At 68.6% G+C, this 21,365-nt stretch carries 19 protein-coding genes; 6 read left to right on the forward strand and 13 right to left on the reverse strand.

Translation table 11 applies throughout. The annotated features are described in order from the left end of the window. Positions 1-49 precede the first annotated feature (49 nt). From E3O67_RS10820 to manA, 4 genes are all read right to left on the reverse strand, one after another. On the reverse strand, positions 50-370 hold the full coding sequence (locus E3O67_RS10820; RefSeq protein WP_134429361.1) for a WhiB family transcriptional regulator: 321 nt from the start codon (positions 368-370) through the stop codon (positions 50-52). A 159-nt stretch (positions 371-529) separates the two neighbouring features. Continuing rightward, positions 530-1,504 (reverse strand): UDP-glucose 4-epimerase GalE, encoded by a 975-nt coding sequence (gene galE, locus E3O67_RS10825; protein ID WP_134429363.1) that lies wholly within the window; start codon positions 1,502-1,504, stop codon positions 530-532. A 249-nt stretch (positions 1,505-1,753) separates the two neighbouring features. Beyond that, complete coding sequence (locus E3O67_RS10830; RefSeq protein ID WP_135102691.1) at positions 1,754-2,710, reverse strand: hypothetical protein; 957 nt, start codon at positions 2,708-2,710, stop codon at positions 1,754-1,756. A gap of 275 nt (positions 2,711-2,985) precedes the next feature. Beyond that, the gene (gene manA, locus E3O67_RS10835; RefSeq protein ID WP_135102692.1) at positions 2,986-4,404 is read right to left on the reverse strand and encodes a mannose-6-phosphate isomerase, class I; all 1,419 of its coding nucleotides are present in this window, start codon (positions 4,402-4,404) and stop codon (positions 2,986-2,988) included. 131 nt (positions 4,405-4,535) lie between these two features. Between manA and E3O67_RS10840 the strand changes: the two genes are divergently transcribed. Further along, positions 4,536-5,714 carry an acyl-CoA dehydrogenase family protein gene (locus tag E3O67_RS10840; protein WP_134429368.1) on the forward strand — a complete coding sequence of 393 codons (1,179 nt, stop codon included), beginning with the start codon at positions 4,536-4,538 and terminating at the stop codon, positions 5,712-5,714. Positions 5,715-5,883: 169 nt separating this feature from the next. Here the strand turns inward: E3O67_RS10840 and E3O67_RS10845 are convergent, their stop codons facing one another. Together E3O67_RS10845 and E3O67_RS10850 are read right to left on the reverse strand one after the other, a co-directional pair. Next, positions 5,884-6,168 carry a metal-sensitive transcriptional regulator gene (locus tag E3O67_RS10845; RefSeq protein ID WP_134429370.1) on the reverse strand — a complete coding sequence of 95 codons (285 nt, stop codon included), beginning with the start codon at positions 6,166-6,168 and terminating at the stop codon, positions 5,884-5,886. After that, positions 6,165-7,841, reverse strand: coding sequence for an FAD-dependent oxidoreductase (locus E3O67_RS10850; protein ID WP_135102693.1), 1,677 nt, complete (start codon positions 7,839-7,841; stop codon positions 6,165-6,167). The genes E3O67_RS10845 and E3O67_RS10850 overlap by 4 nt, the downstream gene beginning before the upstream one ends. An 81-nt stretch (positions 7,842-7,922) precedes the next feature. Between E3O67_RS10850 and E3O67_RS10855 the strand changes: the two genes are divergently transcribed. Continuing rightward, positions 7,923-9,227 (forward strand): O-antigen ligase, encoded by a 1,305-nt coding sequence (locus E3O67_RS10855; RefSeq protein WP_241982126.1) that lies wholly within the window; start codon positions 7,923-7,925, stop codon positions 9,225-9,227. Positions 9,228-9,246: 19 nt separating this feature from the next. Beyond that, complete coding sequence (locus E3O67_RS10860; protein ID WP_135102695.1) at positions 9,247-10,548, forward strand: O-antigen ligase; 1,302 nt, start codon at positions 9,247-9,249, stop codon at positions 10,546-10,548. A 25-nt stretch (positions 10,549-10,573) separates the two neighbouring features. Here the strand turns inward: E3O67_RS10860 and E3O67_RS10865 are convergent, their stop codons facing one another. Then, positions 10,574-11,608, reverse strand: a complete 1,035-nt coding sequence (locus E3O67_RS10865) for a glycosyltransferase family 2 protein (RefSeq protein WP_241979218.1) — start codon at positions 11,606-11,608, stop codon at positions 10,574-10,576. Next, entirely contained in the window at positions 11,608-12,777 is a 1,170-nt protein-coding gene (locus E3O67_RS10870; RefSeq protein WP_241979219.1) for a glycosyltransferase family 2 protein, read from the reverse strand. The genes E3O67_RS10865 and E3O67_RS10870 overlap by 1 nt, the downstream gene beginning before the upstream one ends. Positions 12,778-12,835: 58 nt before the next feature. Between E3O67_RS10870 and E3O67_RS10875 the strand changes: the two genes are divergently transcribed. Genes E3O67_RS10875 through E3O67_RS10885 form a run of 3 tightly spaced genes read left to right on the forward strand, consistent with a single transcriptional unit; the run spans position 12,836 to position 15,959 of the window. Continuing rightward, a complete protein-coding gene (locus tag E3O67_RS10875; protein ID WP_134429380.1) occupies positions 12,836-13,711 on the forward strand; it encodes a glycosyltransferase family 2 protein in 876 nt (291 codons plus the stop codon). Further along, positions 13,708-14,865: a hypothetical protein gene (locus E3O67_RS10880; protein ID WP_135102696.1), complete on the forward strand. Its 1,158-nt coding sequence runs from the start codon at positions 13,708-13,710 to the stop codon at positions 14,863-14,865. Before E3O67_RS10875 ends, E3O67_RS10880 begins: the two co-directional genes overlap by 4 nt. Beyond that, positions 14,862-15,959, forward strand: coding sequence for a glycosyltransferase family 1 protein (locus E3O67_RS10885; RefSeq protein WP_134429384.1), 1,098 nt, complete (start codon positions 14,862-14,864; stop codon positions 15,957-15,959). Before E3O67_RS10880 ends, E3O67_RS10885 begins: the two co-directional genes overlap by 4 nt. Here the strand turns inward: E3O67_RS10885 and E3O67_RS10890 are convergent. The 5 genes from E3O67_RS10890 to E3O67_RS10910 are packed head-to-tail and all read right to left on the reverse strand — an operon-like array spanning position 15,935 to position 21,353. Further along, the gene (locus tag E3O67_RS10890) at positions 15,935-17,098 is read right to left on the reverse strand and encodes a glycosyltransferase family 4 protein (protein ID WP_134429386.1); all 1,164 of its coding nucleotides are present in this window, start codon (positions 17,096-17,098) and stop codon (positions 15,935-15,937) included. The genes E3O67_RS10885 and E3O67_RS10890 overlap by 25 nt on opposite strands. After that, positions 17,091-18,725, reverse strand: coding sequence for a DUF2142 domain-containing protein (locus E3O67_RS10895; protein WP_135102697.1), 1,635 nt, complete (start codon positions 18,723-18,725; stop codon positions 17,091-17,093). Before E3O67_RS10895 ends, E3O67_RS10890 begins: the two co-directional genes overlap by 8 nt. Further along, entirely contained in the window at positions 18,722-20,008 is a 1,287-nt protein-coding gene (locus E3O67_RS10900; protein ID WP_134429390.1) for a hypothetical protein, read from the reverse strand. Before E3O67_RS10900 ends, E3O67_RS10895 begins: the two co-directional genes overlap by 4 nt. Further along, entirely contained in the window at positions 20,005-20,973 is a 969-nt protein-coding gene (galE, locus tag E3O67_RS10905; RefSeq protein WP_135102698.1) for a UDP-glucose 4-epimerase GalE, read from the reverse strand. Before galE (E3O67_RS10905) ends, E3O67_RS10900 begins: the two co-directional genes overlap by 4 nt. Beyond that, on the reverse strand, positions 20,970-21,353 hold the full coding sequence (locus E3O67_RS10910) for a DUF2304 domain-containing protein (protein ID WP_134429394.1): 384 nt from the start codon (positions 21,351-21,353) through the stop codon (positions 20,970-20,972). Before E3O67_RS10910 ends, galE (E3O67_RS10905) begins: the two co-directional genes overlap by 4 nt. Positions 21,354-21,365: the final 12 nt, after the last annotated feature.

A 21,365-nucleotide genomic window follows, 5' to 3' on the forward strand; every position in this document is an offset into this window, starting at 1 on the left:
TTCGGGGCCGGATTCGCGTGCGGCAGGCGTTCGAACGCCCGCCCTGGGCCTAGCTGGCGCGCTTGCGCAGTTTGCGCCGTTCCCGCTCGGACAGGCCGCCCCAGATGCCGAACCGCTCATCGTTGGTGAGCGCGTACTGCAGGCACTGGGTTCTCACCTCACAGGAGGAGCAGATCTTCTTGGCATCGCGGGTCGACCCTCCCTTTTCGGGGAAGAACGCCTCCGGGTCGGTCTGCGCACAAAGCGAGTCCGACTGCCAGGACAGTGGATCGCCGTCGCCCGCTTCCTTGCGAACTCCGGGCACGCCCAGTCGGACCGGGTCAATGAACCAGTCCTCCGGCACCCCGGCACGAGACTCTGATAGCGCCAAATCGTCACCCACCCCACTGCAATACTTGCCCCGAAATTACGCGTCAGCCCTAATTACAGCCGTGTAATTCCTTGCCGTCAAGTCGCAGATAGTAAACCCTCAATATTCGCTGGAGAGTTTCGACTCGCCCAAGAGCGAAAATAGGTGCGATTTGTTTGATCAGGGCTGAGAGACGGATGCCGCCTGCCGTGATTCCCAGGCGCTCTGCACCATATCCTCGAGGCTGTGGCGCATCGCCCAGTCCAGATCGCGGGCCGCCAGTTCACCGGAGGCGACGATCCGGTCGGGGTCGCCCGCGCGGCGCGGGCCGATCACGGGCGCGAAGTCGATTCCGGTGACGGCGGACACGGTGGACATTATCTGCCCCACCGATACCCCATCGCCGCTGCCGAGGTTGTAGACGGGCAGCACGGGCTCGCCGGCGTCGAGGCGCCGGGCGGCGGCCACGTGCGAGAGGGCCAGGTCGGCCACGTGGATGTAATCGCGCACGCAGGTTCCGTCGGGGGTGGCGTAGTCGTCACCGTTGATGTTCGGGGTGCGACCCTCCATCAGCGCGTCGAAGACGAGAGGAAAGAGGTTGTGCGGGCTGGTATCGCGCAGGTCGAGCGCTCCGGAGCCGACCACGTTGAAGTAGCGCAGGGCTGTGTACGTCAAGCCGGCGGCGATGGCCTGGTCGCGCAACAGCCATTCGCCGATCAGCTTCGACTCCCCGTAGGGAGATTCGGGGTTCTTCGGGGTGTCCTCGGTGACCAGGTCGGTGTGCGGGGTGCCGTAGACCGCCGCGCTCGAGGAGAACACCATCCGGCCCACTTCGTTCTCCTGCATGACCGACAGCAAGGTGGCCATGGCCGTGACGTTCTGCTCGTAGGTGTGCAGCGGACGCTGCACCGAGACGCCGGCGTACTTGTAGCCCGCGACGTGCACGACGCCGGTCACGGCGTGCTCCGCGAAGGTGCGCATCAGCAGCTCGCGGTCAAGGAGGGTGCCACGCACGAACGGCACATTCACGGGCACGAATTCGGCGTGCCCGCTGGAGAGATCGTCGATGACGACCACGTCGATGCCCTCCGCCAAGAACGCACGCACGATGTGGGAACCGATATACCCGGCACCTCCGGTGACTAGCCACGCCATTTGAACCTCGCAAGATCTGACGGCAATCGAGCACTGCCGCCCTGCAAGCCTAGCCTCGGGTGCCCGAACGAATTCGACGGAGATTTTGCTCCAGACGCACCCAAACAAGGGTTTTCGAGGCTGAATAGGGAAAATCTCCGTCGAATTCGTCCGGCCGGCGGGCGAGGGGGGGGGGTCGGCGGGGTCGGCGGCCACTGGCGATGGATGCGCCGGGGCGGCGACCATGGGGATCGGGAACCGAGCCGATCGCTAGCCGGTGCGGCGGCGGACCCGCGGCATCCGTTCGGAGAAATGCGGGAACGCGGTCGACGGCTCGCGCCGGTAGTCGTACTCCAGCGCCGTGACCATCGCCCGCACGCACAACCCCCACTGTTTGCGGAGAAGTGCGTAACTGAACCGCAGTGTGCGCCCGTTCTTGCTCGCGACCAGCAGATCGCGCTCCCGGTCGGCCTCGAAGGCAAGCGAATCGTCGTGCCAGTCTTTTCCGTCGATCTCCACGAAGGTCGACGGCCCGATCTGGCCGTCAAGACGCCCGACCCCGGTGACGAACGGTTGCGGCACGAAAGGGATGCCCGCGGCCAGTGCTTTGAGCCGGAATTCCGTTTCACCACCCGCGGCGGCGCGCCCGTCGACCTCGTGGCGCCAGGGCTGCACCCGCAGCGGAGCGCGGGCGAAGATCCAGTCCAGATCGTCGAGGACGATACCGACGCCGTTTTCCTGGGCGCTGTGCAACGCCGCATCGAGACACACGATCGCGGTCACCCGGTCGTGGTTGTTCAGAATATGCACCAGGGCCTCACGCACGCCGGTGCGCCACACGCAGTCCCCGCGCCCATCGATCGCCTCATCACTCCACGTCACGCGGCACCGCACGCCGTCGAGCACATCCAGCCGCGCGCGCATATCGGTCGGTCGCCGCAACCCGCGCGCCGCACTGGGGACGCTGACGTGGAGTTTGCCGGTGGCCGGGGTCCAGATCCCGTAGGACGTGAGGCAGCTCAATCCGGTGAGCCGCCCACCGATCCGGAACGCCTCAACGGCCGGCTGCGGCGCCGACGGCACCGAATACCAGCCCGTGCGCACCCGCACGATCGTTCCGCGGCTCACCGCGCCGCGGAGGCTGCCATCGCTCCAGCCTCGGGCACGGAGTGCGGCGCGCTTGACGAAGAGTCCGTGGTCGACGATGTCCCTGGTGAGCGAGCGCATGGTCCGGAGTCTCGCAGCGGGGTCGACCCGGCGCCCCGCATCCGTCACCCTGGGGAGAACCCACCCTCGCCACGAGTTGGGGAGGGTCTCACTTCCCGGACGCACCCGCACCCGGCTCGACTGCGGCAGCGCTCCAGTGCGGCAGCGCACGACTGCGCCAAGGAACGAATTCGACAGTGAACGAATTCGACGGAGATTTTGCCCCAGATGGCCCAGAAACGGGCGACAAACAGGTTCTGGAGCAAAATCTCCGTCGAATTGGTGAGAGACCGGGCCTAGGGGGTCGTGGCCAGGAAGACCTCGCCGCTGCCGGCGAACGTGAGCATGCCCTCGTCGGGGGTGATGTAGACCGAGTCGCCGCGCTTGAGGGCGGCGGATGACCCCGCACCGGCCACGAGGAATCCCCCGGCCGTGCAGATGGCGATCGCGGGTCCCGTCAGCGTGAACTGCCGCATCGGCACCCCCGCGTCCGAAGCCGAAGCGGCATCCCGGCCGGCAGGGGCAGCGGCGGCACCGACTCCGGCGACGCCGGCCGACGCACCGGCACCCGCACCGGCACCGGCCCCCGCACCGGCACCCACACCAGCACCAGCACCAGCACCAGCACCCACACCAGCCCCCTCAGCCTCCGCCGCGATGTGCACGAGCACGAAGTCATCCACGTCGGGGCGGTACTCCGAGACGCCCCGCGACGACACCACGGGCGAAAGATACGGCACGGGCAGCGGCGTGAAGTCGAGCACCTCGAGCAGCTCGTCGACGTCGATGTGCTTGGGGCTGAGGCCACCGCGCAACACGTTGTCCGAGGCGGCCATCAGCTCCACGCCGAGGCCCCACAAGTAGGCGTGGATGTTGCCGGGCGGCAGGTACAGCACCTCGCCGCGCTTCAGCGACACCCGGTTCGTCAACAGCGAGATCACGACGCCGGGGTCCCCCGGGTACGCGCGGGCGAGGTCCCGCACGGTGGCGAGTTCGAGCGGGAAGTCGAGGATCGCGCCGCTCTCCGCCAAGCCGGCAGCGCTCTCGGCGAGCGCGACCACCCGCTCGACCAGCCAGGCCACCTCGCCGGAGTCGCCGCCACGGCCGTCGCGCAGTAGCCAGTCGACGCAGTCGCGCAGGGCGTCCGGGCCGAGCAGGTGCCGCTCGAGCGCATCGAGCGCGCCGGGCTGCGGGTGCTCCGAGGCCACGTCGAGGGCGCGGAGTTCGCCCAGGATTCCGCGGATCTCACCCAGCTCGCGGAACCCGCAGAGGGCCTCGAACGTGTCGCTCAGGGCGAAGATCAGCTCGGGCTTGTGGAACGGGTCACGGTAATTGCGGTCCGCCGCGTCCTGCGGGATACCGGCCGCATTCTCCAACCCGAAGCCGATGCGCGCCCGCTCCGAAGTCGGGTGCGCCTGCAGCGAGAGCGGTTTACCGGCCGCGAGGACCTTCAAGAGGAACGGCAGCCGCGGTGACGCAGGCGCGGTCGGCACACCACCGAGGGTCGCCTCCGGATCTGCCTGGATCCAGTCCAGCAGGGTGCGGTGGCCGCCGACCTGCTCGGGGTCGGTGATGATGCTCGGCGAACCGTGGTGCGCGCCCAGCCAGAGCTCGGCCTCCGGTGTGCCCGACGCCGCATAGCCGAGCAGACCCGGAATGGCGGTGGTCGAACCCCAGGCATAGTCCCGCGGCGAATTGGTGATGCCCACAAACATGGCGCTCTCCTGCACTCTTCGGTTTAGACCAAACTACCAACCGCTTTCGGCGAGCCGGTCCGCGCCCATAGGCTGCGAGCATTCGCCGACCGCCGCAAGCGAGGCCGTCGCCCCCTGCAATGGAGCACCTGATGACCTTCGAGCTACTTCCCAGCGACTTCTACGGCTACGAGAATCTACTGACCGATCAGGAAAAAACCGCGCTGGCCAATCTGCGCGCCTATCTCGAGTCCGACGTTCGGCCCATCGTGAACGGATGCTGGGAGCGCGCCGAGTTCCCGGCCGAGGTCATCCGTCCGCTGGCGCAACTCGGCGCCTACTCCTTCGGCTGGCCCGAGACCCGACCCTTCGAGAACTCAGCGGTGTTCCGCGGCTTCGTGGCCCTCGAGACGGCGCGCGTGGACGCATCCGTCGCCACGTTCGTCGGGGTGCAGAACGGACTCGCCTGCGGCACCATCTCGGCGACCGGGTCGCAGGAGCAGCGCGACGAATGGCTGCCGCGCCTGGCGAGCGGGGAGATCGTGGGGGCGTTCGGGCTGACCGAACCGCTCTCCGGCTCGGACGCGGCGCAGGGCCTCCGCACGACGGCCACTCGCACCGGCGACACCTGGCTGCTGAACGGTTCCAAGCGCTGGATCGGCAACGCCACCTTCTCCGACATCACCATCATCTGGGCGAAGGACACCGCCGACGGGATGGTCAAGGGCTTCATCGTGACCACCGACACCCCCGGCTACACCGCCACCCGGATCGAAGGCAAGATCAGCCTGCGCTCGGTGCAGAACGCCGACATCGTGCTCGAGAACGTGGTCGTGCCCGAGAAGAACCGGCTGCAGAACGCGAACTCGTTCAAGGACACCGCCAAGGTGCTGCGCCTGACCCGCGCCGAGGTGGCCTGGGCTGCCGTGGGCACCTCGATCGGCGCCTACGAGGCCGCCGTCGCCTACGCGAAGGAGCGTACGCAATTCGGCAAGGAGATCGGCGGGCACCAGCTGGTGCAGGACCTGTTGGTGAAGTCGCTCGGCAACATCACCGCCAGCCTGGGCATGGTCGTGCGGGTCTCGCAGATGCTCGACGAGGGCACCCAGCGCGACGAGCACGCCGCCCTGGCCAAGCTCTACACGACGGCACGGATGCGCGAGACGGTCGCCTGGTGCCGCGAACTCTTCGGCGGCAACGGCATTGTGCTCTCGTACGAGGTGGCCCGCTTCTTCTCCGACGCGGAGGCCGTCTACTCCTACGAGGGCACCCGGGAGATGAACACCCTGATCGTGGGGCGCAGCATCACCGGGCAGGCGGCCTTCGTCTAGCGACGTCGGAGCCCGAGTCAGGGTGCGCGACCGTCCTCCGGCCGCGCACCCCCAACGAATTCGACGGAGATTTTGCCGAAATCGGGCCCGAACCGGGTGGAAACGAGCATTTTCGAGAGAATCTCCGTCGAATTGGTTCGACGCCGGGCTGGGTGACGCGCGGAAGGCGCTACGCCAGCGTCAGGAAGAGCTTCTCCAGCTCCTCGACCGTGAGGGAGTTCTCCCCCTGCGGGTTGTCGAGGCACTCGCGCATCGCCGTGGAGACGATGACGAAGCCCGCCTTGTCGAGCGCGCTCGACACTGCGGCGAGTTGGGTGACGACATCCTTACAGCTGCCGCCGGCCTCGACCGCGGAGATCACGGCGGCGAGCTGGCCCTGGGCCCGGCGCAACCGGTTGAGAATCTTCTTCTGGTTCTGCTCCCCGGCGACGTGGGCAGCGCTGATTTCGGTCATGCCGGAATCCTTTCAGATTTGGCGGCGCTGACGTTCATCAGGCCGAGGGAGGTAACACCAGCGGTCCAGGTGCGGTAGCCGCCGTCGAGGTTCCGCACGTCCAGCCCGATCTGGCTGAGGATGCGCGCAGCCGTGTGGCCGCGCTGGCCCACCTGGCAGTGCACGATCAGAGGCGCGTCGGGCAGTTCGGCCAGGCGGTCCCGCAGTTCGTCGAGTGGCACGTTGATCGCACCCGGAATGCTCCCGGATTGGAACTCCGCCGCCGAGCGCACATCCACGAGCACCGCGCCCGCGGCCCGGGCGGCGGCCAGCTCATGCCACTGCAGCGCACGCGTCGTACCCGCGGCGAGGTTGTCGGCGACGTAGCCGAGCTGGTTGATCGGGTCCTTCGCCGACGAATACTGCGGCGCGTACGCCAGCTCGAGGCGGGTGAGCGCGGATGCCGTCAGCCCGCCGGTCATCGCTGTCGCCAGGATGTCGATGCGCTTGTCGACGCCGCTGCCGCCGACGATCTGGGCGCCGAGGATGGCATCCGTCGCCGGGTCGACCAGAAGCTTCATCGACATGGTCTCGGCGCCGGGGTAGTAGGTCGCGTGGGAGGCCGGGTGGGTGTGCACGACCCGGTGCGCGCGGCCGCGCTGAACGAGGCGCTTCTCGCTCCAGCCGACCATGGCCGCCGTCAGGCCAAAGATGCCGAGGATGGCGGTGCCGAGCGCCGGGGACGCCGTTCCGGGCTCACCGGCGATGCTGTCGGCAGCAGCCCGACCGTGCCGGTTCGCGAGACCGGCCATGGTGATCAGGATGCCGCTGTCATCGATGGCGTCGATCTTCTCGACGCCGTCGCCGACCGCGTAGATCGCCGGATCGTTGGTCTGCTGGCTGCCGTCGACGGCGATGCCGCCACTGGCTCCGATCGTGATTCCGGCCAGGGCGGCGAGCGAGGTGTCGGGGACCACCCCGACGGAGTCGATGACGAGGCCGGCCGGGACGACGGATCCGTCGCTGAGTTCGACTCCCCCGTCGGCGGCGGCGACGACGGTCGTATTCAGGCGCACGTCGACGCCTCGCACCAGCAGCTCGTCGAAGATCGGCGCGGCCATCTCGGCGTCGAACGGCCCGAATACCTGGGAGCCGAACTCGACCAGGGTCACGTGCACGCCGCGGTGCACGAGGTTTTCGACGGCTTCCAGGCCGATGAACCCGGCGCCGATGACGACGGCGGAGGCCTGACCCGTGACGCCGGCCAGCAGGGCGGTGATGTGGTCGACGTCGTCGACCGTTCGCAGGGTGCGGGTGGCGAGGCCGGCCGGGGTGATCCCGGTCCGGGCCGTGGCGCCGGCGGCCAGGACGAGTCGGTCGTACGTCTCGGTGGTTTCGGCGCCGGTCTGCGTCCGACGCACGGTGACGGTCTTCGCTGCCCGGTCGATCGCGGTGACCTCGTGGTCGACGCGTACGTCGAGGCGGAAGCGGGACGCGAGGGATTCGGGCGTCTGGAGCAGCAGGTTGCTCCGGTCGGTGATCACGCCGCCGACGTAATAGGGCAGGCCGCAGTTCGCAAACGAGACATAGTGGCCGCGCTCAAATACAATGATTTCGGCCGTCTCGTCCAGCCGACGCAAACGCGTCGCCGCCGACATTCCACCCGCGACTCCACCAACAATGATCGTTTTCATTTCGAACCTCCGGGATAACTATACCCCAGGGGGTATGAAAAATGACAGATGACCGCCCCGGCACGCTCTAGCCTTAGACACATGCCCGCCGTCCAGAGCCGATTCGTGGTTCGCAGCTTCGCGACCCTCGTCTTTTTCTCCACCCTGGCCGGGCAGTTCTGGCGCAGCCTGTTCGGCTGGTGGGGCTACGGCGCGATCGCGCTGCTCGTTGTCGCGGGCGCCGTCGTCGCCCTGATCAGACTGAAACCTGACTGGATGTGGCCGCGGTTCCCGAAATCGCTCATCGCCTTCCTCGGCCTGGCCACGCTGTCGCTGGCCTGGTCGTTCTATCTCGGCGCGTCCCTGATCGGGGTCACCCTGCAGTGGGTCACCACCCTGGCCGCGCTCTTCCTGGCCCTGTGCCTGAGTTGGGCCGAGCTGCTGCGCACGCTGTCCGCCGCCCTGCGCTGGATCCTCGCCCTGTCCCTCGCCTTCGAGCTGATCGTCGCCGTGTTCGTTCGGCAGGCCGTGCTCCCCTTCTGGGTCGACTACGGCGCCCGCGACGTGCCGGAGTCGTTTTACTGGTCCCGCGGCATCCTGTTGCAGGGCGGCCCGATCGAGGGCATCGTCGCCAACCGCAACCTGCTCGGGTTCGTGGCGCTGATGGCCGTGATCGTGTTCGCCGTGCAGCTGGCCGCCGGCACCGTCAGCCGCAGCTGGGGCCTGGCCTGGCTGGGCCTCGCGTCGCTCATGCTGCTGCTGACCCGGTCCGCGACCGTGACGCTCGCCGCCGCCGCCGTCGCCTTGGCACTGCTCTTCGCACTCTGGGCCCGCCGCCGCGCCCCCGAAGGGCGCCGGCCGGTGTATCTGGCGGCTGCGGCATCCGTGATCGTCGGCGGCGCCGGCCTGGCGGTCCTCACGCCGACGCTACTCACCCTGCTCGGCAAGTCCGCCGACCTCACCGGCCGTCTCGACATCTGGCGCAGCGTGACCGGGCTGGCCGCCGAGCGCCCGGTGTTCGGCTGGGGCTGGGTGAGCTACTGGGCTCCCTGGGTCGAACCGTTCGAGGGTCTCGCCGTGCGCCGCGGCGTCGTCTACCTGCAGGCGCACAACGCCTGGCTCGACGTCTGGCTCCAGCTGGGCATCCTCGGGCTGATCGTCCTCGCCGCCCTCGTGTTCGCCACCCTCTGGCGCAGCTGGTTCCTCGCGGTCGACCGGCCGCGGCGCGCCCTCGAGGACACGGAACCGTACGCGGCCTCCGCCCTGCTCCCGCTGCTGCTGACGGTGGCCCTGATCGCCCAGACCCTGGCCGAGAGCCGCATCCTGATCGAGTCCGGCTGGCTGCTGCTGGTGGTGCTCGCCGTGACCACGAAGCGGCAGCAGGCCACCAATCAACGGATGCCGTAGGCGGTAGCGTGGGAATGTCATGACCTACCGCGCGAATTCCCCCGCCGTGCCGGACCAGTTCAAGCGACTGTTCGCCTCCCCCAAGTTCGCCTCCTCGCTGACACTGGTCATCATCGGCTTCGCCTTCGCGGCCACCGCCCTGCGCGCCGTGATCGGCCCGCCCGGCGTCGTGGGCATTCTCGTGGGCCTCGTCGTGCTGGCCGCGTTCTCGCTCACCGCCCGCTGGGCCGGCGTCGACTGGCACGGGCTGCTGCCGATCTCGATCATGGTCTTCGTGGGCTGGTGCGCCCTGTCGGTGCTGTGGTCCGGCTACCCGCTGCACACCCTCAGCGCCGCGCTCTACCAGCTCGCCTTCACCTTCCTGGCCATCTACATCGCCCTGGCCCGCGACACCATCCAGGTCGTCCGCGCCACCGGCGACGTGCTGCGGGTGCTGCTCGGACTGTCCCTGGCCCTGGAGGTGCTCTACGGCCTGCTGCTCGACACCCCCTTCGTCTTCCTCGGCATCCAGGGCAACATCGACTCGTTCGGGCCCGTGCAGGGGCTCTTCGGGTCCCGCAACGTGTTCGGGCTGGTCTCGCTGATCGCGGCGGTCACCTTCGCGGTCGAGCTGCGGTCCCGGTCGGTGCGGCGCGGGCTCGGCATCGGCTCCATCGCCCTGGCCGTATTCGGCCTGCTGCTCACCCGCTCCCCCGTCATCCTCGTGGTGGCCCTGTTCGTGGGCCTCGCCGCGCTGGCGCTGATCTGGTTGCGCGCCACGCCCGCCGCGAACCGATGGCTGCTGCAGACCGGGCTGCTCGGCGGCACTGTCGTGGCCGGCATCATCGCGGTCGCGGCCCGCGCGCGCATCACCGACCAGCTGAACGCAGGTAGCGAGTTCGAGGCCCGCACCACACTGTGGGGCGAAATCTGGCGTCTGGCCACGCTGAACCCCCTCGAGGGCTGGGGCTGGGCCGGCCGGTGGCCCGTCGACGTCACGCCCTACGGCTGGCTCAGCTTCGTCACCGGGCGCCCGCAGACCTCCGGTTTGAACGCGTACCTCGACGTCTACTTCCAGGTCGGCCTGGTCGGCCTCCTGGCATTCCTCGCGCTCGTACTGCTCGCGTTCTGGCGGTCGTGGCTGCTCGCCTCCGACAAGCGCTCAATGGTCTACGTCTGGTCGCCGCTCGTGCTGGTGACTCTGCTCGTCACGTCGGCGGCCGAAAGCACCGTGCTGGTCGACTTCGGCTGGCTGCTGCTGCTGATCTGCGCTGTGAAGGCCGCGCAGGGCAAGAGCTGGCGCAGCCTGCTGCAGCCCACGCCGCACCGGCACCCGGAGTAGCGGGCGCCGGCCGGGAGTCGAGTGCTCAGACCGGCTGCACCAGATCACGCAGAATATCCTGCAGGCCGAGTCCGAAGCGACGGTAGTCACCGACACGCCAGCCCTCGAAGACGGAGGCGACCCGGGCCGCGCGCAGGGCCGGAAGGGTGCTTCGGCGGCGTTCGTGGGCCAGCTTGGCGTCGATCAGAGCGAGTGTTGCGGCCGAAGGCGCAGGCTGCAACTGCGCGGCCCGCGCTTGCAGCGACTGGGCTCGGACCAGCAAACGGGCGTTGCGCGCCGTGCGCGGCGCCCGCAGCCGACCCAGCTTGCCAGCCGCGTCGAGGCTGGAGGCACCGATCTGGTTACCCGCATGCTGCCGGTAGTCCAGCAACGGAAGTTCGAGCAGGTCAACCTCCCCGGTCGCGGCGGCCACGACCGCAAGCCATTCATCGTGCACCCACGCCGCCGGGAACGGGCGCGCCCGCTGCACCAGCCCCCGACTCAGCATCACGGTGGCGCCGGTGACGATGTTGCGGCGCAGCAGGATGTCGAAGGCGTGCCCGTCATGCTCCGCGGCCCGCTCGGCGGCGGAGACCCCCAGGGTGGCGAGCAGGGTACGGCCCGTCTGCCGGCCCGCCTCGTCGACGAGTCGGGCATCCGTATGGAGCAATTGCAGGTCGGGGCGAGCGTTGAACTCGGCGGCCAGCAGGGCCAGCCGCTCCGGGGGCCACACGTCATCCTGATCGCTGAGTGCGAGCAGCTCACCCGTGCAGGCGCCGAGCGCCTGCTCGAAGTTCGCGGTGACGCCGAGCGGCGCCGGGTTGCGGATCAGTCGCAGGGTCACGGTCTTCCGCGGATGCTCCGCCTTCCACGCGGCGAAGACGCGTTCCACCTCAGCCGGGGTTCCATCGGTGGAGCCGTCGTCGGAGACGACGATCTCCTGGGCGGGCGCGCTCTGGCCGAGGATGCTGCGCAACTGTTCCTCGATGAACTCGGAACCGTTATAGGTGCAGAGCGCCACGGACACGCGCGACACAGCGGACATGGGTGGGCGGGCGGCGGTACCGGTTGAACGACTCATCAGCGTCGCTTCAGGCCGACTGAGAGCACCCCGAGGAAGAGGCCACCCATGACCGTTTGCGACCCCAACATCATCAGCAGGGCCGAGGGGATGGCCACCCGTATGGTGGTGCCGGCCTCGAGCGCGCCGTATCCAGTGGACGCCCAGCCGATCAGCTGCGAGAGGGCGATGGCCAAGCCGATCACGAACAGCACAACTCCGAGGATCGCTCCACTCTCGAGGCTGATGCGTTTCTCGAGCCGCTCGAAGTTGCGGCTTCGGGGGATTCGGAAGCCCTCGTGCTGGGCGTAGATCTTGGTCAGCAGGGCGAACAGAAAGGCCTGATAGCCGACGACCGCCAGAGCGGCCAGGTAGATCTGGCTGGAGTAGGTGAAGCCCACCTCCCCCACCACGACGGGCCCGAAACCGAGCAGCACGGTACCGACCAGACCGATCAGGAACGCGGCCACCCCGGGGATGAGGAAGAGCCAGCGCGGGCTGAAGATGAGCAGGAAGCGGAGGTGCCGCCAGCCGTCATGCCAGCTGCGCAGGTGCGGCGGCCGGCTGCGGCCGTCCTTCTTCAGGGTGGTGGGCACTTCGCTCACCCGGGACCCACCCAGGGTGGACTTGACGACCATCTCGCTGGCGAACTCCATGCCCGAGGTCTGCAGGTGCAGGGCAAGCATCGACTCCCGGTTGAATCCGCGCAGCCCGCAATGGAAGTCCTTGATCGGGGAACGGAACAGGGACCGTCCGATCCAGGACAGTACCGGGTTGCCCAGGTACTTGTGCAACGGCGGCATGGCGCCGGGTTCGATGCCACCTCGGAAGCGGTTGCCCATCACCAGTTCGTCGCCTGCGCGCAGCCGCTCGACGAAGCCGTCGAGTTCGCTGAAGTCGTAGCTGTCATCGGCATCGCCCATGATGACGAAGGTGCCCCGGGCGGCCTCGATACCCCCGATCAGAGCGCTGCCGTAGCCCCTTTCCGTGACATCCACCACCCGGGCCCCGTGGGCCTCGGCAATCTGCTGCGACCCGTCAGTGCTGCCGTTGTCGGCGATCAGGACCTCACCGGAGATGCCGCTGCGCCGCAGATATCCCTGGGCCTTGTCAATGCAGATCGCGAGCGTCTCGGCCTCGTTGAGGCACGGCATCAGGATCGAAAGTTCAATGGTTTCGGTGATTGGCATGCGTGGTGCAAGTCCCGTCATTGTTGGTCTGGCTCCATCATCGTACAGAATGTGCTGTGTGGACCTTGGACTGGTGGTGACGACGCTCGGCCGTGTCGAGGGCCTGAAACGACTCTTCGATTCTCTGTCCGACCAGCTTCTCGCCGCGGACGCCCTCGTCGTCGTCGCCCAGCGCAACCTGCCGGAGGTGGAGGCGCTCGCATCCGTCTACCGCTCGGAGAGCATGCGAATCATCGTGATGACGTCGCCGCTCGGTGCGGCCCGCGGCCGCAACGCGGGCGTCGCCGCACTTCCGGCCGACCGGGATCTGATGCTCAATTTCCCCAATGACACAACCTGGTACCCGCAGGGCGCTCTGGCCCGGATGCGGCTCCTGGCTGAGACGTTCCATGCAGGCGCCCTCACCGTGGTCGACGAGAACGGGCCCAAGTTCGTGCTGCCCGAGCCGGGCGCGGCCTTGACCCGGTGGACGGTCTGGAGCGTGATCGAGATGGGCATCCTGATCCGGCGCACCATGTTCGACCGGATTGGCGGCTTCGACCCGGAGATCGGCACCGGCGCCCCGACGCCGTGGCAGGCCGGGGAGGCCACGGATCTGCTCCTGAAACTGATCCGTGCCGGGGAGCAGGCCGGCTTCGCCTGGCAGCCGCCCTCGCTCACGGTGGGCGGAATCAGCGACCCGAGCGGGCTCAGCAGCGCGGAACGACGCCACAAGCTGCGCGGCTACGGCCGCGGGCTGGGGCGGCTGGTGACCCGCTGGAAGTACCCGTCGTGGTGGCGGTTGGCGTTCCTCGGCGGCGGCCTGTTCTTCGGCCTGCGCAACCGTGGCACGAACGCCCTCCTCGACGGCTGGTGGGTGTTCCTCGGTCGCCTCGAAGGGATGCTCGGGCGCACCCTCGGCCCGGCCGGCACGCTCACCGCGGTGACCCGGTGACGGCCGACCTGCCCTCCCCCCTCCGGCTGCGGCGGGCCACCCTCAGTCTGATCACCCTGCTCGGGGGCGTGTCACTGGCCGTCATCCCCGCGGCCACGGTCGCCATCTCCTCCCGGCTGTTCAGTCGCCCGGAGCAGGGCCTGATCGCCGTTGCGGTAATGGTGGCCACCTTCGCCGGCCAGCTCACCTTCGCGGTCGTTCTGGAGTCCCGGCTCAGTTCGGCCGCCACCGAACGCCGGGTGGTGTTCCCGCTCTGGTTGGCGGGCCTCGCCCTGGTCGCCGCCGCGGTGATCGCACTCAACGCCACGAATCCGGTCGTGCTCTGCCTCGGCCTGCCCCTGCTGATCGCGGCCCTCGAGGTGGGCCGGGGCGTCTCGGTCGCCGAGCGCCTGGACTTGCGGGAGATCTGGGCATCCGTTTTCGTGGGTCTGGGCGCCCTCGCCGGCGTGCTGGCCGCGTTCACCGGTCAGGACTGGGCGCTGATCCCCCTCGTGGCCGGTATCGCCCTGGCCACCCTGGTGCGCTGCCTACCGGTGACCCACCGGGCCAGCCGCCCAGAGCCGGCCGTGCTGGGCTGGGTGGTGGCCGACACGGCGATCACCGGCGTGATCTACCCGCTCCTGAACACCATGATCCTCACGCTGATCGGACCGGATGAAGCGGTGCTGTTCACGGCCATCGCGACGGTGTCCGGCCTGCTCGCGATCCCCCTGAACTTCATGCGCCTGCGCCTGCTCAAGGAGCACTCCCGCCTCGATATCGCGGTGTCGGCGGGTGCGGTCCTGGCAGCCGTGGTGGTGCTGGTCGTGCTCGAACGCACGGGCGTGCTCGGCTTCGTTTTCGGCGGCGTCTGGACCAGCTCGGCCACGATCCTGCCGGTGGTGCTCGCCTGCGGCTGGCGGGCCGCGTCGCTTGCCACGACCATTCCGTTCGCCGCGCTGCGCCGGATGGGCGAGGTTCGGCTGCTCACCGGGCTGCGCGCCGCCGTCTCCGTGATGGCCTTCGCCCTGGCCGGAGTCGGCCTGGCCCTGCACAGCCTGTCGGCCGTGTTCCTGGGTCTGCTCGTCGCGGAACTGGCGTCGGCCGTGGTCTACGAGCTCGCACGACGCCACCGGGTACGCGCCGCCGCGCTGGCGATGGCGGCCGCCGCGTGAGCCGCGTCCTCGTCGATCTGCTCTTCTTCACCGGCCGCAAGGGCGGCATGGAGTCGTACGTGCGGGAGGTGTACGGTCGCATCGAACGAGGTGCCGACGGGATAGAGTTCGTCGGCTTCGCCTCGAGCGAACTCGCCGGCTCGGACACGTCCTGGTTCCCGGGCGCGATCATCGACTCCGGCATCAGCGGCGAGAACCGGATCGCCTGGGCCCGCGGTGAGCTCTTCTCCGTCACCCGCGCGGCTCGGCGGCTGCGTGCCGACCTGGTGCACTGCCCGGCGAACCTCGGTCCGTTCTGGTCGCGGGTGCCCGTGGTGCTGACCGTGCACGACCTGCTGCCGTTCCGGCATCCGGAATACGTGCCGGGGGCCTACTCGCGTATTCTCCGCACCATGATTCGGGTGGCCGCGCACGGCGCCCGCCGCGTTCTCACCGTGAGCGTCGCCTCGGCGGACGACATCGTGCGCTTCCTTCGGGTTCCGGCCGCCCGCGTCGACGTGGTGCCGCTCGCGGGCCAGGACACAGATGCCTGCCCGCCCGCGGCACCCCTCCCCCGATTGCCACGCCACGTGCTGGCCGTGGGCAACCGGATGCCGCACAAGAACTTCCCCCTGCTGCTGGAGGCCGTCGCCCTGATCCCCGCCGCGTCCCGGCCGCACCTGACGGTCACCGGCAGCCACGGTGATGACCCACTCGCCCCCGTTGTAGCCAGGCTTGATCTGGAGGCGTGGGTGTCGCTGCGGGGCTGGCTGAGCGCTGAGGAACTTGACCGGCTCTACGCCGAGTCGAGCCTGATCGTGTTCCCTACTCTGTTCGAGGGCTTCGGCCTGCCGGTGCTGGAGGCCATGTCCCGAGGCTGCCCCGTGGTCTGCTCCGATATCCCGGTGCTGCACGAGGTCGCCGGCGACGCGGCCGTGTACGTGGCGCCGCAGGATGCCGCCGCCCTCGCGGCGACAGTAGCCCGCCTACTTGACGACCCGGCCGAGCTGGCTCGCCGGTCAGAGCAGGGCCGTGAGCGCGCCCGCGCCTTCTCGTGGACGCGGACCGCCCGGCACACGGTGGCGTCGTTTCAGCGGGCCCTCTCCGAGCGGTAACGCGCCAGGATCTGGTCGACCGAAGCGCTCAGGCCGTGGCTGAGCCGCTCGCGCCGGAACCAGTCCAGGGTAGTGCGGCGCAACGGCTCACCGGCCTCGACTGCCCGCACGATGGCCGCACCGAGTTCGGACGGGCCCACGGAGACGGACACGAAGCCATTGACGCCGTCTACGACCAGCTCCGCGGCGGCGTTGTCGGGGCCCGCCACCACCACGCTGGGCGTGCCGAATGCCGCCGCCTCGGCGATGACGAGCCCGAACCCTTCCCGGGCCGACGGGTTGACCAGCACCCGGGCACCCTGCACGAGGCCCCGGAGCTCGCCCTCGCTCACCCGCCCTCGCAGCTCGACGGCGGAGGCCAGGCCGAGTTCGCCCACCCGCGCGGCCACGCGGGGCGTTTCAGGGCCGGAGCCCACGATGACCGCGCGCAGGGTTGGCGCCTGGTGACGGGCCTCTCGCAGGGCCGGAATGAGATCGATCAGGCGTTTGTCGGCGATGTGCCGGCCCACAAAGACCAGGTAGGGGTCGACCGGCCGCTCGGTCGTGGCATCGGGCTCGGCGCCGACGAGATCGACCAGTCCCAGCGTGACCGGCTGGGCGCTGCGCCGATAGCGGCGCAGCCGGGCGCCGGTGAACGCGCTGTTGACGGTGTGTACGTCACAGAGACGGATGCCCACGGTCTGCAGCAGGAACGCGATCGTTCCCGGCAGCGCGCCGGCGTACTCCCGCCACTTCGTCCACGGCCAGACCTCGAGCCAGTCGGCGACAACGAGCGCGGGCGTGCCGAGCAGGGCCAGCCGCACCGCGAACAGGTTCAGCACCGGCAGGGTGCTGACGACCACGATGTCGTAGCTCCCGCGCCGGCGGAGGAAATGATGGAACAGCGCCCAGGCGAAAGCGACAGCGCTCCGCGGCGTGCGGGTGCCGCCGGCATCGTAGATGTCCCCCTGCCACACCGGCACGATGGTGAAAGGCGCCGCCGGGGGCGCATCCGTCGGCCATTGACCGCGGGTCACGTAATCGACCGTGCACCCACGCTCGATGAAAAGCTCCGCCAGGCGGCGGTAGACCCGTTCGCCGCCGCCGGTGTTGACCGGGAACAGGCAGTCGAAGGCGACCGCGACCCGCGGTTCAGGCACGGATCATCTCGGTCTCCGGCTCGGGCGACGCGGACGCGCCGGGGTTGGTATCGCCGACGGAGTTGGCTTCGGCTTCGGCTTCGGCACGGGCGCTTCGCGCGGCGAGCCGGCCCGCCCACAGCAGGAAAAGGAGCGAGACGAGGCCATAGAGGGCGACCAGGGGTAACGCCCCCAGCGGTGGTTCCCAATCGGGGTTCTCCCAGATGGTGCTGAACGATTGCTCCGTGCCGACCACGTAGCGCCGCAGCACCAGGAAGAACGCGGCCAGGCCGTAGGCGGCCAAGAGGGTGAGTCCGATCCAGGTCAGCCGGGTGGACAGGAACGCGAGACGCCGCCCCGACCGACCGGACAGGAGCCACGCGGCCACGAGCGTCACCCCCACGTAGAGGAAGAGTCCGTAGCGGCCCTGCCAGATGATGCCGGTCTGGTGCGCGCTGTAGCCCTGCACGAGGGCAGGAACCAGCAGCGCGGCTCCCGTGACGATCCCCATGGTCACCACGCTGCGCCGGTCCAGCCCGGCGAAAGCGAGCGCCACCAGGATGGCCAGGGCGGCCACGAACGGCCAGTAGACGGCGACAGACAGAGGCGTGTCGAGCCAGCCGAAGAACCCGATGGCCTGCTGGATATAGTCCGGGGTCAGTTGGATCACATACGCGAAGCCATGCATGAACGATGCCCCCACCTGGGGCGCGTCCGAGGCATCCGCCTGGCCGGACAGGCTGCCACCCCGGAGGGTCCAGAGAATCGAGAAGAGCCCGCCGGCCGCCACCGACGCCAGCGCGACATAGGAGGAACCCGTCGTGAAGAGGGTCCTCACCGCCCTCCACCCCGTGGCAGCGAAGCACAGGCCCACCACGACCACGAGCCACAGCGGCCCCGTCGCGCGGGCGGTGGCCAGCACGATCGATGCCACCGTGACGATCGTCCAAAGGTAGCGGCGGGACAGTGACGACACCACTCCCGCGTCCCGGCCGTCGAAGTGCTGCAGGAGCCGGAGCAGGGAGATCCAGAGTGCACCGGCCGCCGCGACCTCGATGCCGTTGGGGTTCACCGCACCGAAGAGGTACAGCACCATGGGCGCAGCGAGGAAGGCCAGCCCGAACGGCAGCCAACGGGAACGCCACACCGACATCGCGGTTTGGAAGGCCCAGGCCACGAAGACGGAGCACAGCAAGCCGCTGACGATGCGCATGGAGTAGATCCCGGCCGATCCGTCGAACAGAAGGGTCGGCCAGCCGACGAGGTAATAGTAGATCGGGTTGTACGCGCTCACCCAGGTGTTGAACCAGTCGGCGCCGCCTGAATCCCCTAGCTCGAACCCGCAGTCCGCGGTCATCTCGGGGTGGAACAGGTAGCAGACGATCTGCTGGCTGTAGGAGTACTCCTCCGGCAGGTCGACGACGGAGTGTCTGACCCCCGCCACGGGGTGTCCGGTCAGGTCACCGCGCACCTGTGCGATGGCCTTGGCGGCATGGGCGTTCTCGTCGGGGACGGAGAAGATCGGGCTGGCGAGGGACCACAGGGTGGCGAGCATCGCCATCAGGGCGAAGGCCGTCCAGAAAACGGACCGGGTGTGCGCTGGTTTGTGGCGAACACGGAGCGCCTTCCGGGAAGACAGCACCCTCATGACACGTCTCGTGAGAGGCGGTCTCGCCGTTGCGCAGACGTCCGCACGACAGCCGTGATGTGAATGAACAGACCGGCGGCGGGCCCGATGACCAGGGCTGCAATCACACGATCACCGATCGCCCAGGGCATCAGCACCGCGCCCATGGCGATGACGGCCGCAACCACCCATCCGGCCGTATAGGCGGTGTGACTGTCACGGGACAGAACGGCCGGCCCGGTCACGAAGAGCCCCGCGATCATCCCTGATGCGAACACCAGCGGAACCAGGAGGTCGCTCACCTGCCTCACCGTAACGCCGAACAGCCAGACGAAGACCTGTTCGCCCCAGAGCGCCGTCATCCCCGCGAAGACCGCAGTACCGATCGCGACGACCGTGAGAAAAAGGACCAGAGCGCGGATGATGTTCGCTTCACGGGACGCGAAGAAGACCAGCAGGTAACTCTGGAATGCAGTGAGCGGCACGAGCAGGGGCGCCCGGAGGAGCGTGATGGCCAGAATAAGAGCGCCGAAATAGGCCCGGTCGACTCCGTCAGCGAACAGCGCGAGGAGCGCCGGGAACCCGGTGACCATCGCCGCCATGGCCGCAGCCGCCAGCATGGTGCGGGAGCTGTTCCAGAGCAGGCTGCGATAGGTGCCGTCGACATAACGTGCAAGCGCCAACCGCTTGCGGGCAACCACCAGGACGGTTCCCATCGTGATCGGGAACGGTGCGATCACGGCCCAGGCCAGCCAGGTCTGGTCCCCGCCGAGCGCGAGCACCGACAGGACCGCTGCGAGGCGCAGAGCGCCGTCCAGGCCCACGATCAGAGCTAGGTCGGCCCAGAGTCCGAGTCCGGAAAGGACCCCGCTGAGGGAGGCGACCGCGACGCAGGCCACCGCTCCCACCGCCAACGGCAGGACCAGTCCGAGTTGACTCGCCCCGAAAGCGGGGAGCGCCCAGAGGGGGAAACTCACCGCGATCGCAATACCAACGATCCCGGCCGCGAGAAGAACGAACTTCGGGACCGGAACGCGGGGTTGCCCGGGCACCTCGGCGGTGGCGAGTGCGCGGGTACGCGCCGACACGGCCCGGGTCATCTCCTGTTGAAGGCCGAAGAGACATCCCACAATGAAGTAGAGAACGGCCCAGAAGACAGCGAACACAGAATAGGCAGCGAGGCCGGCCTGCTGGGCCACCGCCAGGGTGACGAGATAACCGGAAACCCCGGCCACCACGGCGGCTCCCCCGATGAGGAGGATGCTGAGCTTTCCCCGCCGGCCGCTGCCGGTGGATTCACTCACCGAGATGATTCCTGGGCGCTCCAAGCCGAACTCACCATGTCACTCAGGGAGCGGATTGCTGACCATCCCAGGACTCGACCGATCTTGTCGACCTCGGCGACCACGGAGGCAGGGTCGCCCGGGCGTGGCGACTCGATCGACGGGTGCAGGTCGGTGCCGGAGACACGTGCCACTGCGTCGACCACATCACGCACCGAATACCCGCGGCCGGTGCCGACGTTGAAGACGTCGAAGGGCTCGGGCTGCTCATGCAGCCGGGAGAGCGCGGCCAGGTGAGCGTCCGCGAGATCGGCGACGTGGATGAAGTCTCGAACGCACGTGCCGTCGGCCGTGTCGTACGTGTCACCGAAAATGACCGGGTTCTGGCCCTCGGCCATTTTCTGGAAGACCATCGGTATCAGGTTGAGCACAGCGCGGTCAGCCAGCTCGGGTCGGGCGGCGCCCGCCACATTGAAGTAGCGAAGGCTGATCGCGCGCAGTGGCCGTGCCACTGTCTCGTCGCGGATCATCCACTCGCCGACGAGCTTGGTCTCGCCGTAGGGGTTCACCGGCCGTGTCTCGTCAGTTTCCAGGAGCGGGAGCCCGGCGCCGTTACCGTACACGGCGGCCGAAGAGGAGAAGACCAGACGGGTCACCCCGGCCTCGCCCATGGCCGCCAACAGATTGGCCAGACCACCGAGGTTCTGCTGGAAGTACCACGTGGGGCGCTGTACCGATTCGCCGACTTGCTTGCGCGCGGCAAGGTGCACGACCTCGTCGACATCGTGCTCCATCATCAGGTCGCGAAGGCGTGCGACCGCGGTGTCTTCCGACAGCTCCAAGCGCAGGATCGGCACCCCGGGCACCCGTGCTTCGATGCCGGTGACGACGTCGTCCGCGATCACGACCGAGCGCCCCTGCTTGAGCAGCAGATCAACGATATGAGCTCCGATGTAGCCTGTGCCACCGGTCACCAGGGTTGTCATGCGGGATTGACATCTTCCGTCGGGGTTCGGCCGTCCTGCGCCGTGGGTGCTTCGGTCAGTGCGATCTGGCGGGCCAGGTCGGTTATCTGACGGTCGAGTCGCCGGTTGTGAGCGGAGGACGTGACGGCGAAGCCGAGGAAGACCACGATCAGCCCGTAGAGGAGCAGATCCGTTCCGCGCCCCACGCCCAGCACGGAGGCGACCGCGTTGGTCAGGTTCGGGAAGATGACGGCGATGACCGCACTCACCATGACCAGCAACAGTGTCAGACGGCGGATGGCCATGCCCCGCGCACCACGCCGGGGTAGGAGGATCACCAAGCCCAGAACGGCGAAGACTGTGATCAAGACAACCTTGATCAGAATTTGATTAGCGTCCATGGGTTTCCGTCC

It is taken from the genome of Cryobacterium sp. TMT3-29-2 (genome assembly GCF_004564305.1).
Classification (GTDB): domain Bacteria; phylum Actinomycetota; class Actinomycetes; order Actinomycetales; family Microbacteriaceae; genus Cryobacterium; species Cryobacterium sinapicolor.